The sequence below is a fragment of the Bradyrhizobium sp. USDA 326 genome, assembly GCF_049739485.1.
GTDB lineage: Bacteria > Pseudomonadota > Alphaproteobacteria > Rhizobiales > Xanthobacteraceae > Bradyrhizobium.
On the sequence record NZ_JBMGQA010000001.1, the window covers coordinates 6687171 to 6704767 of the forward strand.

Sequence of the window (17597 nt, forward strand, 5' to 3'; positions counted from 1 at the left end):
GGTCAGTGAGCGGATCGGGTCACGTTCACATCGCATCCTTGAGCGTTAGTCGCGCCATGAACGTCACGCTGGTCTTGCCGACCAGCGCCATGCCTTCGACCTCCGCACCGCCGGAAGAATAGTCGCCGGAGAAGCCGCAGGTGACCTCCCTGCCGCCGAATGCAAGCGTCCTGCCGATCGACTCGGTGTGCTGGTTGACGACCAAGTCGCCACGCCACTTGCCGTTCCGGAAGGTGTAGCTGCCGGTGTAGTAGAAATAGCTGTCGCCCCCCATGATGCGGCCGTCGCAGAGCACGACCACGCCTCTCGCCTGCCCGCGCTTGCCGTCGCGCATCTCGATATCGAAGATGTAGAGGCCGTTTACGACCTTGCTTTCCCCACCTGCCTCTGACGCGCCGGCATCCGACATCAGATCCTCTCCCGATACTCCCGATTGGCGACGCCGATCAGTTCGGCACGTTCCTTTCCAGATCCTCGAGCCAGGCGGCCGCGCTCGAATCCGACGGCGCGCGCCAGTCACCGCGCGGCGACAGGGAGCCGCCGGCCGAGACCTTCGGCCCATTCGGCATGGCCGAGCGCTTGAACTGGCTGAAGGCGAAGAAGCGGCGCAGGAACACTTCCAGCCAGCGGCGGATCTCCGGCAGATCATAGGCCCTGCGCCGATCGTTCGGGAATGCTGGCGGCCACTCGCCCTTGGCGACCTCCTTCCACGCGTGGAAAGCCATGAAGGCGATCTTGGAGGGCCGCATGCCGAACCGCAGCGTGTAGAACAGGTTGAAATCCTGCAGCTCGTAAGGCCCGACGGACGCTTCCGTGCTCTGCGGTTTGTCGCCGGGCTGCACCGGCACCAGTTCGGGCGAGATTTCAGCGGCCAGAATCGCGCCAAGCGTCCGGTTGACGTCGTCGCTGAACTGCCTGGATGAGATCACCCATCGGATCAGGTGCTGGATCAGCGTCTTCGGCACGCCTGCATTGACGTTGTAATGCGCCATCTGGTCGCCGACACCATAGGTGCACCAGCCCAGCGCGAGCTCGGAGAGATCGCCGGTTCCAATGACGATGCCGCCGTGATGGTTGGCGAGCCGAAACAGATAATCCGTGCGAAGGCCCGCCTGCACGTTCTCGAAGGTGACGTCGTAGACCTTCTCGCCCTTGCCGAAGGGATGGCCGATGTCCTTCAGCATCTGGGTTGCAGTGGTGCGGATGTCGAGCTCCTGCCAGCTTGTCCGCAACGCCTGCATCAGCGCCAGCGCATGGGACTTGCTCTCGCTGCCGGTGGCAAAGCCCGGCATGGTGTAGGCCAGGATGTTTTCGCGCGGCAGACCGAGCAGGTCGACCGCCTTGGCGGCGACGATCAATGCATGGGTGGAATCGAGGCCACCGGACACGCCGATCACGACGCGCTTGGTGCCGGTCGCGCGCATGCGCTGCACGAGCCCGGCGACCTGGATGTTGTAGGCCTCGTAGCAATCCTGCTCGAGCAGGCTCTCGTCGCTCGGCACGAACGGAAAGCGCTCGACCTTGCGCAGGAAACCGATGTCAGCGGCCGGCGGCTTCAGCGCGAATGTCACTTTGCGGTAAAAGGCCTCGCGCTGCCGCCGGTTGTCGTCGAACGTTCCCATCAGCGCGCGTTCCTGCCTGAGCAGGTCGAGGTCGACATCGGCCAGCGTGATCTGGCCGCCCTGGCGAAACCGCTCGCCCTCGGCCAGCAGCACCCCGTCCTCGTAGATCGAGGTCTGGCCGTCCCAGGCGAGATCGGTGGTCGATTCCCCTGCGCCGGCGGCCGCATAGACGTAAGCCGCAAGACAGCGCGCCGACGTCGATTGGCACAGCAGCGCGCGCGAGCGTGCCCGGCCGATCGTGATCGGGCTCCCCGAAAGATTGATCAGAACACTCGCACCCGCGAGCGCGAGCTCCGAAGCCGGCGTCACCGGAATCCACATGTCCTCGCAGATCTCGACGCCGATGGTGAGGCCCGGAACGTCCTCGGCGGCGAACAGGAGATCCATGCCGAACGGCGCGTGCAGGCCGCCGAAGGCGATCGTCTCGCCGACGATGCCGGCGCCGGAGGCGAAATGGCGTCCCTCATAGAACTCGCGATAGGTCGGCAGATAGGATTTCGGCACCACGCCGAGGACGTTGCCGCGATGAATGACGACGGCGCAGTTGTAGATGCGATGACCAAAGCGCAGCGGCGCCCCGACGATCAGGACCGTCATCAGCCCCGCGGAGGCCTCGACGATCGCGGCCAGCCCGCGCTCGACTGCATCGAGCAGCGGATCCTGCTTAACCAAGTCTTCGATCGCATAGCCGGACAGGCACAGCTCGGGAAAGACGGCGACCGCCGCCGACTGCTCGTGGCAGGCCTCGGCCGCCGCCAGGACAGCCTTCACGTTGGCCGTGGGATCGGCGACATGAGAGGTAGTGACACAGGCCGCCACCCGCGCAAATCCGTGAGCGTAAATCGAGTGGAAAGTCATCGAGCGCAGTACCCTTAAGTCTCTTCCCGGCGGACACCGACCGTCGGGTCAGATTCATATGTAACCCATCGGTCTGGCCCCGTGCAGGCCATCCGCCGTCATGCATAACGGATTTGCGCCCCGGCCGGTCCAGAGCCGGCGACCTCAGGCGCTGCGGGCCAGCACGCCGGGCAGATCGCCGCGCAGCCACTCGGCAACCCGCGGCCAGGCATGCGCGTGGGTGCGCGCCCCCATGAACAGGCCGAGATGATTGCTGGGCTCGGATGCCGCCGCAATGAAGGCTGGCGGCGTGCCGACGAGATTGGCCGTGGCGAGCGCTTGCGTTGCCGGCACCACGCCGTCGTCGAGCCCGGCCAGCAGGAAGATCGGCGCCTTGACGTCCTTCAGATCGATCGGCCGGCCGAGCGCGACGAAGCTGCCCCCGGCAATCCGGTTCTCCCGGAAAATCCCGTTGACGATCTCGAGATAATAGGCGCCCGGCAGATTGAGCGTCTCGGCGTTCCATCGGTCGAAGCGCGCGAGCAGCGCCGTGCCCTGCTCGTCCGAGAGATCCCGCTGCAACGCCGCAACGATATCGTCGCGGTTCGGCGCTCGGGACCACAAGCGCAGCATCTCCTCGCCGCTGACATTGCCGCCGCCGCGCGCGACGGGCTGCTCATAGACCAGCTCGGGCGCGTTGCGGGCGAGCCTGGATAGCGAGGAATCAATCGACAAGTCCACGGGAGCACCGACCAGGACCAGCCGCCGCACCTTGGCCGGAAAGCGCGCCGCGTAGAGCAGCGACAGCCATCCGCCCTGGCAAAGGCCGACGAGATCGACCGGCGCGCCAATCTCGTCGATGGCGACGTTCAGATCACCGAGATAGCTGTCGATCGAGAGATAGCGCATGCCGGGGGTGGCCGACCGCCAGTCGGTGACATAGACCCGGTCGACACCGCCCTCTTGCAGTGACTGTACCACGCTATGGCCCGGCGCGAAATCGGCGATCAGGGCCCGATGCAGCGCATAGGGGGCGCAGACCAGCGCCGGCTGGCCGGACCGGGTCCGCGAGCAATCGCGCAGCTGCATCGTTGCGAGCTCCAGGGCAACGCGGTTGGGCGTCGTCCATGCCAGGCTGCTCTCTCCCTGCTTCGCGGGTCCGCGCTCCAGCCACCAGAAGCAGGCATCCATGGCGAGCTGCGCCGCCGCAAACGGCCACAGCCGTGGATCGTCAGGAGCAAGCCCTGGTCCACGTGGCTGTCTGGGGGCCTTCTCCACCATGGCTACCTCGATATCCTCACAGGAACGCCTCGAGGCTGACGACAGCGATGCCGCGGTCCCTGAAACTTTGATGGGTGGCGGCCACCGAGCCGTCGAGATCGATGCCACGGCAGGCATCCTCGATGACGGCCACCTCCAGCCCCGCCTGACGCGCGTCCTCCGCCGAGAAGCGGACGCAGAAGTCCAGCGCCAGACCGGCGACGAAGACGGTCTTCAGTTCGCGTTCGCGCAGATAGCCAAGCAGTCCTGTCGGCGTCCGATGGTCGTTTTCGAACAGCGCCGAATAGGAATCGATGCCACGGCGAAAGCCCTTGCGCACCACGAGGCTCGCCCGCGTCATGTCGAGATCGCGATGAAATTCAGCGCCCGCCGTGCCTTGCACGCAATGCACCGGCCATAGCACCTGCGTGCCGTAGTCGAGCTCGATGGCCTGGAACGGCTCCTTGCCCGCATGGTTCGACGCGAACGAGACGTGATCGCTCGGATGCCAGTCCTGGGTCAGCACCACATTGTCAAATTTTTGGGCGATCCGGTTGATGGCGGGGACGACCTTCTCGCCACTGGGAACGGCGAGCGCCCCGCCGGTGCAGAAGTCGTTCTGTACGTCGATCACCAGCAGCACGTCGCGGTCGGAAATCTTCATATCAGGCCCCAATCCATCCGCCCGGCGTCAGGCGCCGGATGCTTCCTCCCAATGTCGATCTTCCGGCGCCGCTTAGCAACCACCGACCGCGTGCGGCGATACCGCGCTGACGGCTAGGATTTGTCCAGAATGCAACGGTTCGACCCTATCCGTGTTGACTAGGAACAACCAAGCGAGGATTCTCAGACCGTCCGCGCTTGCGGATCGATCAGGAACGGAGGCAAAGGTTCCCGAGGGCCGGCAAGGCCGCGGAAGCCGCAGGGCCATGGGCATCGGCAAGACAGGAACAATTCTTCTCGCCGATATCGGCGGCACCAATGCGCGCTTCGCGCTGAGCCGGAATGGTCAGACCGGACCGATCGATTACGTGAAGGTCGCCGACTTCCCGACCATACGGGAAGCCATCGCGGATGTGCTGGCGCGCCGGTCAGGCGGCGAGCAGCTCCAAAGAGCGGTGCTTGCCGTGGCGGGTCCTGTCACCAACAACCGCTGCGTCATGACCAACAGCCCCTGGGTCATCGACGGCAACGAGCTGCAGCCCGCGCTTTGCTTCGACAGCGTCCATGTGCTGAACGACTTCGAGGTGGTGGCCTGGTCCCTGCCCGCCTTGCAGCCTGCCGATCTGATCCCGCTCGGCGGCGGCGATGGCTTGCCCGGAGAGCCGTTGCTGGTCGTCGGGCCCGGAACTGGTTTTGGTGTCTCCTGTCTGATCGAACGCCATGGTTCGCGGCTGGCCGTCGTCACCGAGGCCGGACACGCGACCCTGCCAGCGGAGAACGAGCGCGAGGAACGCGTGATTGCCTGCTTGCGCCGGCGCCTCGGCCATGTCTCCATCGAGCGCGGCGCACTCTCGGGTTCCGGACTGCAGAACCTCTATGAAGCGTTGGCCGAGATCGACGGCGTACAGGTGCCGCACCGCGATGCCGCCGCCATCACCAAGGCTGCGCTGGACGGCAGCTGTCCTGTCAGCCGCGCGACGCTGGAGATGTTTTGCGCCACCCTCGGCTCGGTTGCCGGCAATCTCGCGGTGACCTTCGGCGCCCGGGGCGGCGTCTATATCGCCGGCGGAATCGTGCCGCGCTTTCGCGAGTTCCTAGCGGCCTCGGCGTTCCGCGCACGCTTTGAAGCGAAGGGACGCTTCCAGGACTATCTTCGCAACATCCCGACCAGGCTCGTGATCAAGCCCGATGCGAGCTTCGTCGGCCTGAAGATGTTTGCCGACCACACTGCGGACTGAGGATGAGTGTTCTCCGCCGCCCGCGGTTCAGTAATTCACAGATGATTCAGCACCCGCCCGGTTCCAGGGGGAACGTGCTTGCGTGCATGTTTCAGATAAGAAACAATTCAAGCATGCGCGGCGTAGTTGCGGGGGCGTGGCATGCGTAAGCAGGATTTGGGTTTCGACTATCACCGCTATCACCGTCTGCTGAGCGAAGCGGACAACGAAGACAAGCGTTTGGCCCTGATCGAGCTCCTGATCGAGGAAAAGGCGCGTGACCGGCTGGCTGCCCAGCGCGCGTCGGACCGCGCAGCCATGACAGCCCACACCATTGCCAGGGTTTTGAGGAATGGTCGCAACTGAGCCGACTGGATCGCTCTCTGGCGCGCGCCTTGGGCGTGATCGGTCAGCCCGGAATTTTGGCTGACGGCTCGGGAAACATCGAATCGATCATCGCCTTGAGCTGATCCATTGCGATCGGCTTGCGCAGGATCGGCCTGCGCCGAAGCAAGGACGGCAGCAGTTCCGGCCCGTAGCCTGTGGCGAAGAAAAACGGTTTTCCGCGACGTTCGATCAGGTCGGCGACGGGATCGACGTAGACGCCCATGAGGTTGATATCGAGGATGGCCATATCGTACTGCGCGGTCATAGCAAACGCGCTGGCGTCGCGCACATTGTCCGCTTCCGCGACGACGTGGTGGCCGAGTTCCTCCACCATGTCGGCGATCATCATCCGGATCAACGCCTCGTCTTCGACCAGGAAAACGGAGAGTCCGTCCGCCATATCACCCCCGCAGTCAGCCTTACGAAGCTAACCATACCCGAATTGCGGAGAGGATTCACGAATTCGTGGCGGACGCCGTTAATTCAGACGCGAGCGAGCCGATTCAACTTGATCAATCCAATCCGCGCTCGTGGCTGAGGCGCACCATCTCCTGAATGAAGACCTGCTTCTGCTTGTCGTCGAGGCTCGAATAGAGCGGTTCGGCGGCGTCGGCCACGTTGCGCTGGTCGGCGGCGCGATCGATCAGGAACTGGGCCTCGTTTCGCATCTGCTCGATGATGTCGTCGGGCGGATCCCGCTTGGCGCGCGCAACCCGGAGGTTGAGCCGCTCTGCACCATTATGCCCGAGATAGTGCATCGCGCTCGAGAAGCCGTACCAGTGCTTCTCCTGATCCGGCGTGAGATTCAGCTGACTCTTGATTCGCTCGATGTAGGAATCGCTGTTGGCGACGATCTGCTCGGCGGTGAGCTGCGGGGCGCCGGTCTGGGTGAGGACCGTGACATCCTTATTGTCTTTGGTGCCCTTGTTGTCCTGCGGCGCGTTCTTCGCCTCCTTGCTCGCCTTGGCACCCTTGCCCGCCTTGGTGCTCTTGGCATCCTTGTCCTTGGCCGCGCCCTGCTGCTTGGCGTCCCTGGCGACTTCCTTGGCGGCTGGCGGCTGATTGCCGCCGTTGTTGCTGCCGACACCGAGCACGCCGGTGAAGACGCCGACCACGCCGCCGATCGCGCCGCCGAGCACGCCACCGACCGGACCGGCCGCCTTGTTCCCGGCCGCCGCGCCTTCCTGAACGCCCTTGACCAAACCTTGAGCATTCGCCGCCGCGGCGGCACCGAGCAACAGCACGAGCACGGATCCCAGCGCTAACCATCGCTGCACGCAAAGCCGCGCTGGCTGTGCCGGATTGATCATCCTCGTCTCCATCGTCGATCTGCCTAGCCTATCGTGCGGAAGCCCGCCGGCTTCAACTCTATCGTTTTCGCCGCTTCGAGGTCCAGACGCAGCCGATTGCTGTCCACGCCGGAAAAGTCTTTCACGCGAAGCGGTTATGCAGGCTTATTCGAAACTGCGGCGTAAATGCGTAACCGACCGTTCCAGACGGCTTGCCGCGAAGTGTGCATCGCAAAAACGACGAGCCCTGCGCCTGCGACGCGTCGCCTCGACATGCGTCACGACGTTTTCCGGACACAACGTTAGTTTTAGACTCGGAGCCGTTCGGCTTCCTCGACAGATGCGATCAATCATGCTCTGATCGCGCTACCAACTTGCTGCGGCTTGCGTGAATTGCTCACGCGGCCGACGGCACCAACAAGAAAAGCCAACAGCAAGAAACTCAATAAAGAAGTCTGTCTGAGGAAACTCCAACAACAACACCCAAGCGAGGAAACGAGATGTCACGCAAGACACTGACGCGACGTCAATTTGTGGCTGCCACTGCAATGTCCTCCGCGGCGCTGATCACCGCGCCCTATGTCCGGGGCGCTTACGCCGCCGGAAAGCTCTCGATCGGCTTCTGGGACCATTGGGTGCCGGGCGCCAACAAGGCCTCGACGGACCTGGTCAACGAATGGGCCGCGAAGGAGAAGGTCGAAGTCTCCATCGACTATATCACCAGCAACAACAAGAAGCTCGAACTGACGGTCGCCGCCGAAGCGCAGGCGAAATCCGGTCACGATATTCTCCAGATGCCGACCTGGTGGCCGCACGCCTATGCCGACCAGCTCGAGCCGGTCAATGACATCATGGAGCCGATCATCAAGCAGAACGGCGACGTCAACGGCACCGTCAAATATCTGGGCCAGGCCGGCGGCAAATGGCTCGCCGTGCCCGCGACCGTCGGCAGCCAGATCAAGGGGCCCTGCTCCCGCATTGACTTGATGAAGCAGCATGCGGGTATCGACGTGCAGGAGATGTATCCGGCCGGCGCCGCGCCCAAGGCGGACAACTGGACCATGGAGACCTTCCTGAAGGCGGCGGAGGCCTGTCAGAAGGCCGGCTTTGCGTTCGGGATCGGTCTCGGCGAGACCACCGACAGCGTCGATACAGCCGGCGCGATCTTCCAGTCGTTCGGCGCCGAGCTCGTCAATGCCAAGGGCGATGTCACGGTGAAGACGGACGCGGTCCGACAGGCGCTCGAGTTCTACAAGAAGTTGATCGCCGTCCTGCCGCCCGACGCAGCATCCTGGGACGATGCGTCCAACAACAAATGGCTGATCTCGGGCCGTGGTGCGCTCATCCTGAATCCGCCGAGCGCCTGGGCGGTGGCCAAGCGCGATGCCCCGCAGGTTGCCGAGCAATGCTGGACCCACAGCATGCCGGCCGGTCCGAAGGGCCGCTTCGCACCCTTCCTGCCGTACTTCTGGGGCGTCTGGGCGTTCGGCAAGAACAAGCAAGCCGCCAAGAGCCTGCTCGCCCACCTTTCGCAGCCGTCTTCGATTGAGAAATTCGTCGCTGCGAGCGGCGGCTATGACCTTCCCTCTTTCGCGAACCTGACGAAGCTGAAGACCTGGGCCGAGGAAGGCCCGCCGAAGGGCACGCTCTATCACTATCCGGATCCGCACCACAGCCAGACAATGTCGATTGCGGCATCGCCGGCGCCGCCGAAGATCGCGCAGCAGATCTACTCCCAGGCGACGTTGACCAAATTGGCGCTGCGTTATGCGAGGGGCGAGACGATGGAGCAGGCGCTCGCCTGGGCCGAGGGCGAGTGCGAAGGCTTCATGCGGAGCTGACGCCGGGTGCTCATGGCGGTTCACGCGTTCACGGGTGAGCCGCCGACGATTCCGCCCGTCCCCTTGTCGGGGGAAGCCGACCGATGCGGCCGGCTTCCCCGTTAAACCTTCCGTAAGAAAGTTTGACCATGGCCGATGTCGTCGTTGAGCAGGGTCGCTCCGTCCGCGCCGCGAGCCCGCGCAAACGCACCAGCTTACACAACGCGCTCAGGCGGAAGTCGACGGTGGCGTTCTTCCTGACGCTACCGCTGATTCTCCTGATCGCGCTGCTCGTGCTCTATCCAGCCTTCTACTCCGCGCATCTCGCGATGCTGAACAAGTCGATGCAGAAGTTCGTCGGCCTGAGCAACTTCACTTTCCTGTTCAAGCGCGACACGTTCTGGATGGTCGTGAGGCAGTCCTGCATTTTCGCCATCACAGCGGTGTTCTTCAAGGCGTTGCTGGGCTTCATCGTCGCTCATTTCGTCCACAACCTGCCGGCCAAGGGCCAGCGCAAATGGCGCGGCATGCTGCTGGTGCCGTGGGTGATCCCGCCCGCCATGAGCACGCTGGCCTGGCTGTGGCTGTTCGACCCCTCCTATAGCGCCTTCAACTACACGCTGTCCTTCTTCGGCATCGGCCCGATCCCCTGGCTTGGCGACACCTTCTGGGCGCGTTTCTCCGTGATCCTCGTCAACGTCTGGTACGGCGCACCGTTCTTCATGATCATGTATCTGGCGGCGCTGAAATCGGTGCCGGACCAGCTCTACGAGGCAGCCGCCATCGACGGCGCCAATTGGTGGCAGCGGATCTGGTACGTGACGCTGCCGATGATGCGCAACATCATCGCCATCACGACGCTGTTCTCGTTGATCGTGACCTTCGCCAATTTCGATATCGTGCGCATCCTGACCTCGGGCGGCCCGTTGGATTCCACGCATATATTCGCCACCTGGGCATTCCAGGTCGGAATCCAGAGCAGCGACATTCCGCTCGGCGCCTGCGTCTCGCTGTTCATGGTGCCGATCCTCGCAGTCGCGGCGATCTTCATTCTGCGCGATGTCAGCAAACGTGGGAACGAAGCCTGATGAGCACGCTCGCAATCGACAAAGGCGGTCCCACGCGCAAGGTCAAATACCGGAGCATGAGCCGGGATCGTACCTGGGCTCTGGGCTGGTCCTACTTCTTCCTGGTGCTGTTCGCGATATTCTCGCTCACTCCGCCGATCTACATGCTGATCACCTCGCTCAAAAGCAGCGCGGAGATTTCGGCGGCGACCAATCCCTGGTGGGTGTTTCATCCCACCCTGTCGAACTACGTCGAGCTTCTGACCTCGAACCAGTTCCTGCGCTTCTTCTGGAATTCCGCTATCGTCTCCATCGTGGTCGTGATGGTCACCATGCTGATCAGCATTCCCGCGGCGTTTGCGCTGGCGAGGATGAAGTTCTGGGGCTCGACGACGCTCGCGACCGGGGTGTTTCTCACCTATCTGATCCCCGACAGCCTGCTGTTCATTCCGCTGTTCAAGATGCTCGCGGTGGTCCAGGACCTGACCGGCATCACGCTGCTGAACCGATGGTATGTGCTGCTGTTCATCTATCCGACGCTGACCGTGCCGTTCTGCACCTGGATCATGATCGGTTATTTCGCCTCCATCCCGAAGGAACTCGACGAGGCCGCCCTCATCGACGGCGCCTCCTGGCTGCAGACCCTGACGCGGATCTTCATCCCCGTCGCGCTGCCCGGGCTGATCGCCGCGACCATTTTCGCCTTCACGGTGTCCTGGGCGCAGTTCCTCTATCCGCTGGTGTTCACGACGTCGGTGGACCAGCTCGTGCTGCCGGTCGGCATCACCACCACGCTGATCAAGGGCGACGTGTTCAACTGGGGGCAGATAATGACCGGCGCGCTGCTCGGCGCCGCGCCGCCGCTGATCATCTACGCATTCCTGATGGACTACTACATTGCCGGCCTGACCGCCGGCGCGACAAAGGGTTGATGACGAGGAGCAGAAGTTCGATGGCTGACGTTGCTTTGCGGAAGGTAGTCAAGCGTTACGACGATGTCGAAGCCGTGCGCGGCATCGACCTCGACATCGCCGACCACGAGTTCATCGTGCTGGTCGGCCCCTCCGGCTGCGGCAAGTCGACGACGCTGCGCATGATCGCAGGCCTCGAGGACATCAGCGACGGCGACATCATGATCGGCGGCGACGTCGTCAACGACGTGCCGCCAAAGGACCGCGACATCGCGATGGTGTTCCAGAACTACGCGCTCTATCCGCACATGACTGTCGCCGAGAACATGTCGTTCGGGCTGCGCCTGAAGCACTACCCCAAGGCCGAGATCAAGGCCCGGGTGACGGAGGCCGCCCGCCTCCTCGACATCACGGACCTGATCGACCGCAAGCCGAAGCAGCTCTCCGGCGGTCAGCGCCAGCGCGTCGCCATGGGCCGCGCCATCGTGCGCAATCCCAAGGTCTTCCTGTTCGACGAACCACTGTCCAACCTCGACGCCAAGCTTCGCGTGCAGATGCGGATAGAGATCAAGAAGGTGCACCAGAAGGTGCGCACCACCACCGTCTACGTCACCCATGACCAGGTCGAGGCGATGACGCTGGCCGACCGTGTCGTGGTCATGAACAAGGGCCGGATCGAGCAGATCGGCACACCGAACGAGCTCTATCACAAGCCGGCGACGCGCTTCGTCGCAGGCTTCATCGGCTCGCCGGCGATGAACTTCATCCCGTGCCGGCTCGAGGATGTCGGCGGCACGCTCCAGCTCCGCCTCACCGACCGCATCGCCTTCCCGCTGCCGCCGGCCCGCGCGGCGCGTTACAACGCGCTGCCGCGCACGGACAAGCTGCTGCTCGGCATCCGGCCTGAGCATCTCACCGAGTCGCACGCGCATCTGGAGCCTGGCGTCGAGACCTTCGACACCGTGCTCGACGTCACCGAACCGATGGGGATGGAGACGCTGGTCTATTTCGGGCTCGACGGCACGCCGATCTGCGGCCGCGTCAATCCCAATGCCGGCGCCAAGGACGGGGCACCCATGCGTTTGGCGATGGACCTCAACAATATGCACCTGCTAAACGAGGCGACCGGCGTCGTATTGTGACGGCCGGACAAGAAACTCGCGCAGGCAGGGGACGATGGCGACCAACAAGAAGAAGATTTTCGTTACACAAACTTTGTCGCAAGGGGCACGCGCCCTCCTCACCCAGCGGGACGATATCGAGCTCGTCGAGTTTGCGAACCTGATCTCGGCGAAGGATTTCGAGGCCTTGTTGAAGAGCCATGCCCCCGTCCACGGTGTGGCGCTCGGCGCCACCGCCTTCGGCGAGACCGAGCTCGAAGCAGCCAGGGACATGAAGGTGGTGACCCGGATCGGCGTCGGCTACGACGCCGTCGACGTGGCCGCCCTCTCCCGCCGCAAGGTGCCGCTGATGGTCGCCGGCAGCGCGAACTCGCCCTCGGTCGCGGAAGCGGCGCTGTTCATGATGCTGACGCTGGCCAAGCGCGCGCAGGAGATGCACACCTGTGTCAGGGACGGCAAATGGGCCGACCGGCTCGGCATGCTGCCTTTCGATCTCTACGGCAAGACTGTGCTGATCGTCGGCTTCGGCCGCATCGGCAGTCGCACCGCCAAGCGCTGCCTGGCGATGGAAATGAAGGTGCAGGTCTACGATCCCTTCAAGGCAGCCGCCGAGATCAAGGCCGCCGGCTGCGAACCCGTCACCGACCTCGACGCCGCGCTGCCCAACGCCGATTTCGTCACGATCCATTGCCCGAAGACGCCGGAGACGGTCGGCCTGTTCGACGCTGACCGGATCGGGCGGATGAAGCCAAAATCCTACCTCATCAACACCGCGCGCGGCGGCATCGTGAAGGAAGCAGCGCTCTACGACGCCCTGGTCTCCGGCAAGCTCGCCGGCGCCGGCATCGACGTCTTCGAGGTGGAGCCGCCGCCGGTCAGCAACGCGCTGTTCGCGCTCCCCAACGTCATCGTCGCCCCGCATGTCGCCGGGGTTACGGTCGAAGCCGTCCAACGCATGAGCGAGCAGACCGCGCGCAACATCCTGAGTGTGCTGGACGGCGATCCCATCCGGCAGAACGTCATCAATCATGAGATCCTAGACCCATAGCGGCGATCTCGAATTGCCGTTCAGCTCCAACTATTTGCTGGCATTTCGAGCAATTTTCCCTTACATTTCAAGCGATTGACGAAGGGCGGCTGATGCCACATCTGCGGGCATCGGAACGGCATCCGCGGGCACGTTAGGCCCGCACCACTTTGCGTATGCTTAATTGCATGCAGCCCCTGCATGATGCTGCGGCCGTCCTCTGAGCCGAGTGGCGGCCTCGGCCGCAAGTGATACGAGCGAACCGGCCCGCGTGCTCACTAGCGCACATTCATCGCCCTTGGATAATCTACAGTCGGCTTGCTCGCCCAAGAATTTCATAGGGATCAAGCAAAACTCACCAGCCCTGGCAGGAGCCCGGCTGCTAGAGCGTTAGCCGATCAGGTTGCAAATAGCCGGCGGCGGCGAAGTAGTTTTTGGATTCAGTGGGCGTGTAGGTGTCGACGATGCGCCCGATCGCGTCCCAAAGGCCGCCGACGGTACGTTCGGCGGCCTTTCGCAAGTGCGCCTTGAGCTTGGCGAAGGCGTTCTCGATGGGATTGAGGTCGGGGCTGTACGGCGGGAGATAGAGGAGCGTGGCGCCGGCCGCCTCGATCATCTCGCGTATGCGTGGCCCTTTGTGGCTGGACAGATTGTCCATGATGACGATGGCGTGCTCGGGCAGCTCGGGGACGAGCACTTTTTCGACATAGGTCTCAAAGGCGTCGCGGTTGATGGGACCGTCGAGCACCCAGGGAGCGATGATGCCGTGCGTGGTGAGAGCAGCTACGCAGGTTGTCGTTTTCCAATGGCCGTGCGGAATGGCGGCGCGCAGGCGTTCGCCGCGCCGGCAGCGGCCATGTGTCCGCGCCATGTTGGTCGATGCCCAGGTCTCGTCAATGAAGACGAGGCGATCCCGGTCGAGCTTGTCCTGACGCTCGCGCCAAGCCTCGCGCCCCTTCAAGACATCCGGACGGTCCTGCTCTGCGGCATGGGCAGTCTTTTTTTGCGCGTGATCTTGTGACGCGCGAAGAAGCGGCGGATCGTGCCATAGCCGAAGGATAGGCCTTGTTTGCTCAAGCTATGCCGCAATTCCTCGATGGTAATATCGGGCGAAGCCTCGAGCAGAGCCATGATCGTCGCCTGATGGGCATCAATGCGGTGAGACTTGCGATCGCCCCCTTGAGCCCTCGGCAGGGCATCGCCTTGCTTGCGCTCACGCGTTCGCCAGCGGCTTACGCTCGCCGGACTGACGCCAAATCGCTCGGCAGCCTGCCGGCCTGAAACGCCCCCTTCAATACAGCCGAGAACGCGTTCACGAAGATCCATCGACAACGGTTTCGCCATGCCCGCCGGCCTCCAGTCCCCGGCAGACAGTTTGAATCATTAAACCGCTGATTTGGGAATCCCAAACGATTCAGTCAGGTAGGCTACCGCTCTAGTAAAAACAACTTTCATTATGCCTTCCTCGGAAAATGGAGGACATAAGAATGCGATTCGACGGGGAGCTCTAGACCTTCTTTGTTTGATACGCGTCAGCGGCGGAGAAAAGGCCGCAGCAGGTGACTGCTGCGGCTCCGCGCATAATAAAAATAAACCAGTAAAACGCATTTTAAGACAATTAATGAGCCGGGCGCCGGAACAAATATTCAATGCATTTATTATTGTCTGCGACGCAGCTTCTTGTCGCAGGCGAAGTGCCTCACGTCATTAACCCGGATTAACATATGCATGTGCGGGAACCGCCCCGCATGGTATTTAATTAACGGAATTCAATACTCTAATTAACTGGCTTTGCTTCAGCAGGGGTACACAGGAGGCATCGGTGAAGTTCACTTCAGGCGTTCTCAGCGCAGCAGCATTTGCGTTTTCGCTGGCGATAACCGTGCCAGCTGCGTTGGCTTGCAACGGCAAAGGTAATTGCGAGAATGCGCCGGGGCAGAATAAGCCGGGCCAGGTCAGTGGAGCCCCCGGACCGATTGCAGGTGCCGGCCTTCCTATTCTCGCGATCGGATACGGCGTGTACTGGCTGATGAGACGCCGGCGTACTCGATAGCTGCGCGCAGGTATCCGCGCTCGCTGATCGCCAGTGTTTTCTCCCGTCTGCCTGCAGCCGCCAGTGGAGCCCATCTACGGCGTCGGCTGACACAATGCCAGCTGGGGCTGTTGTCCAAAAGTCCGCCGCAAGCCGACTTCAGGCCTCTCGGAGGCACGTTTTGAGGGGCGTGCTGCGCCGGAATCGAACGTACTGCGGGCTCTGATTCTCCGCAATCACCCTGCGCCGGGCTGAAGATCGGCACTGGGATCAAGGTTGCCGGAAAGGGCGTCCCGGTGTGCGAAGCCGAGCGGAGTTAGCTTTGCGGCCGGGTCCTAATTTATCATCAATTTTGAATCGCGTTTTGCGGAGCTCGGGAATGATAGCAACCCGACACGATCAAACAAGATCTTTCTTTAGTTCAATCGAAGGACTGCGCGGCTGGCTCGCTGTTCTCGTGATGATCAACCACATTGGTTATGCTTCGAATCTTCGGCCATCGACCTTGGGCTACTTGACGTCGCTTGGTGGCGCCAATGCTGTCCGCGTCTTCATGATCATTTCGGGCTTTGTCATCTTTCATCTACTGATCGAAAAGCCAGAACCGTATCCGGCTTATCTGATCCGCCGATTCATGCGTTTGTTTCCACTATTTGCGATCAGCTGCATCGGAGGATATTTCGCCAACCTTGCAACGGTTCCAGCCCATGTGATTGGAGCCGACACGCCATTCTATGTTGAAGCACGCGACATCGCAGGGGCGACCGAACAATGGTTAGAGGCGCACGTTCTCGCGCACGCCACGATGCTGCATGGGATTATTAGCCACGATTTCCTGCCGTGGTCGGAATACGCCTTTAACGTGCCGGGGTGGAGCATCTCGTTAGAGTGGCAGTTCTACCTTGTCGCTCCACTGATGCTGCTCGCCTTACGTTCCCCATCGGTGGCCATCCCACTGATCATAGGCATCATCGTCGCTCATCACGCAACCCAACAGGTCTGGGTCTATCATCAGCAATCAATGCTTCTTGATCCGATCATTTATTTCAGTGTCGGCATCGTCAGCCGGTTGATTTATCCGTGGCTGAAAAATGGTGTGCGACAAACTACTGTCCCGCTCACCGCGATCGGACTTGCCGCGATATTTATACGAGGGCCATTTGTTGTTTGGGGTCTGCTCTATCTTGGTTTGATCATCCATCGTGACATCAGCAATGGATTCACGAAGCTCTACCGTTTGTTGCTTGAAAGTCGCTTGGCCGGTTATCTCGGCTCGCGATCCTATTCGGTCTATCTTTGCCACTATCCTATCATGTTGAGCTACTCCGCATTGTGGGCGAGTTGGACTAATCAGATCGGCACCTTAACGATGATGGCATTTGCGGTAATCCCTTCGACGTTGATAGTCGCGGAAGTGCTTTATCGCGGCATTGAACTTCCTGCTATCAGGCTCGGAGGACATCTTGCGCGAATGTTTTCGCCCACTCGAATGACACTGACAAAAAGTGTCGCATCTTGATGACCCGGCACCGGACTCATCCGGCGGGGGTTAGAGTCTCAGGGTTTTGTAGGCAAGTGGAGCAACGGACGCTCGGCGGAATTGGTCAGTTGAGTTCGAGCGCAAGGTGGGACTAGTTCAACCGGATGTCCATCAAAACCGGCAGCAGCTCAATCGCCTTCTTGCTGATGCTGCCAAGCTTGTCCTTGCCTCAGCGGAGACACCCGATCCGGTGCACAGGAATTCGCCCGCGCGCTGATCAGCCCTTTCATGACTGATTATCGTGGACTCTCAAATAATATTCCGGCTCGGCCTTGGTAAAGAAAAGAGGCCCCAGCTCGCGGGCTTATTTGGTGATATTGAGCTGGGGCCATTCGGGTCACCCTTGGGGAATGGAATCGGGAAAACTTGGCAATCACGGGAATGTTCCTGTCCTAATTTTGAATGTCCAATGTCCTAAGTCAGCCGACTCCAGCCCACTACAATCCAATGGGACGTCACGTCCTCTCTCAGAAAATGACACCTTCGACCGGTTTGTTGTCTTGAAGTACCTGCCGCGCCTGCTCAGTGACCTCGTGCAACGTGAACCTTGGCTTGTTTCTTCATTCCATTTGAAGCTCGGAGAATGCGGTACAGCGGGTTCGGGCCACTAGCCATCACACGATCCCTCGATCATCCGGTCGGCCTGTGCAAGCCGCCATAGCTCGTCGGTGCGGTTCACGACGGTGTCCTCAGGCGCTCTTCGCCTCTTGCTAATTCAACCTGCTTTGCGAAGGCGCAGGCCGAAATGGCACTCGCGGACGGGAGGGAGCGGTTTCGGCGGTGATCGGTGCGCTCCGCTCCGCC

The 17597-nt window shown here is 61.9% G+C and carries 15 protein-coding genes; 8 read left to right on the forward strand and 7 right to left on the reverse strand.

All coding sequences use genetic code 11. The annotated features are described in order from the left end of the window. Nucleotides 1-25: 25 nt before the first annotated feature. The 4 genes from ABIG06_RS31525 to pncA all read right to left on the reverse strand — a co-directional run bounded on the left by ABIG06_RS31525 (nt 26) and on the right by pncA (nt 4383). A complete protein-coding gene (locus tag ABIG06_RS31525; RefSeq protein WP_124158302.1) occupies nt 26-409 on the reverse strand; it encodes a GrlR family regulatory protein in 384 nt (127 codons plus the stop codon). Nucleotides 410-446: 37 nt separating this feature from the next. After that, nucleotides 447-2480, reverse strand: a complete 2034-nt coding sequence (locus ABIG06_RS31530; protein WP_370139879.1) for an NAD(+) synthase — start codon at nt 2478-2480, stop codon at nt 447-449. Nucleotides 2481-2624: 144 nt separating this feature from the next. Next, nucleotides 2625-3740: an alpha/beta fold hydrolase gene (locus tag ABIG06_RS31535; protein WP_370139880.1), complete on the reverse strand. Its 1116-nt coding sequence runs from the start codon at nt 3738-3740 to the stop codon at nt 2625-2627. Between the two features lie 16 nt (nt 3741-3756). After that, nucleotides 3757-4383, reverse strand: a complete 627-nt coding sequence (pncA, locus tag ABIG06_RS31540) for a bifunctional nicotinamidase/pyrazinamidase (RefSeq protein ID WP_370139881.1) — start codon at nt 4381-4383, stop codon at nt 3757-3759. A gap of 265 nt (nt 4384-4648) precedes the next feature. Between pncA and glk the strand changes: the two genes are divergently transcribed. Further along, nucleotides 4649-5620, forward strand: a complete 972-nt coding sequence (gene glk, locus ABIG06_RS31545) for a glucokinase (RefSeq protein WP_370139882.1) — start codon at nt 4649-4651, stop codon at nt 5618-5620. 141 nt (nt 5621-5761) lie between these two features. After that, nucleotides 5762-5965, forward strand: a complete 204-nt coding sequence (locus ABIG06_RS31550; protein ID WP_124158297.1) for a hypothetical protein — start codon at nt 5762-5764, stop codon at nt 5963-5965. 43 nt (nt 5966-6008) lie between these two features. On the opposite strand, the gene ABIG06_RS31555 is transcribed toward ABIG06_RS31550, so the two are convergent. Together ABIG06_RS31555 and ABIG06_RS31560 are read right to left on the reverse strand one after the other, a co-directional pair. Beyond that, nucleotides 6009-6386: a response regulator gene (locus tag ABIG06_RS31555; RefSeq protein ID WP_370139883.1), complete on the reverse strand. Its 378-nt coding sequence runs from the start codon at nt 6384-6386 to the stop codon at nt 6009-6011. Nucleotides 6387-6498: 112 nt separating this feature from the next. After that, on the reverse strand, nt 6499-7296 hold the full coding sequence (locus ABIG06_RS31560; protein ID WP_124158295.1) for a Spy/CpxP family protein refolding chaperone: 798 nt from the start codon (nt 7294-7296) through the stop codon (nt 6499-6501). A gap of 479 nt (nt 7297-7775) precedes the next feature. Between ABIG06_RS31560 and ABIG06_RS31565 the strand changes: the two genes are divergently transcribed. The 5 genes from ABIG06_RS31565 (at nt 7776) to ABIG06_RS31585 (ending at nt 13242) form a co-directional block, all read left to right on the forward strand. Next, nucleotides 7776-9116 (forward strand): ABC transporter substrate-binding protein, encoded by a 1341-nt coding sequence (locus ABIG06_RS31565; protein WP_124158294.1) that lies wholly within the window; start codon nt 7776-7778, stop codon nt 9114-9116. 128 nt (nt 9117-9244) lie between these two features. After that, a complete protein-coding gene (locus ABIG06_RS31570) occupies nt 9245-10183 on the forward strand; it encodes a carbohydrate ABC transporter permease (RefSeq protein ID WP_124158293.1) in 939 nt (312 codons plus the stop codon). Then, entirely contained in the window at nt 10183-11094 is a 912-nt protein-coding gene (locus ABIG06_RS31575; RefSeq protein WP_424578477.1) for a carbohydrate ABC transporter permease, read from the forward strand. Before ABIG06_RS31570 ends, ABIG06_RS31575 begins: the two co-directional genes overlap by 1 nt. Nucleotides 11095-11114: 20 nt before the next feature. Next, nucleotides 11115-12215: an ABC transporter ATP-binding protein gene (locus tag ABIG06_RS31580; RefSeq protein WP_124158292.1), complete on the forward strand. Its 1101-nt coding sequence runs from the start codon at nt 11115-11117 to the stop codon at nt 12213-12215. Nucleotides 12216-12249: 34 nt separating this feature from the next. After that, a complete protein-coding gene (locus ABIG06_RS31585; protein WP_124158291.1) occupies nt 12250-13242 on the forward strand; it encodes a hydroxyacid dehydrogenase in 993 nt (330 codons plus the stop codon). Between the two features lie 361 nt (nt 13243-13603). Here ABIG06_RS31585 and ABIG06_RS31590 read toward each other — a convergent pair. After that, nucleotides 13604-14565, reverse strand: a protein-coding gene (locus tag ABIG06_RS31590; protein ID WP_370134972.1) for an IS630 family transposase whose coding sequence is annotated in 2 segments (ribosomal slippage) — nt 13604-14229 and nt 14229-14565 — 963 coding nt in all. Because the reading frame shifts where the segments join, the coding sequence is not laid out codon by codon here. A gap of 1067 nt (nt 14566-15632) precedes the next feature. On the opposite strand from ABIG06_RS31590, the gene ABIG06_RS31595 reads away from it, so the two are divergent. After that, nucleotides 15633-16772, forward strand: a complete 1140-nt coding sequence (locus ABIG06_RS31595) for an acyltransferase family protein (protein WP_370139884.1) — start codon at nt 15633-15635, stop codon at nt 16770-16772. Nucleotides 16773-17597 lie beyond the last annotated feature (825 nt).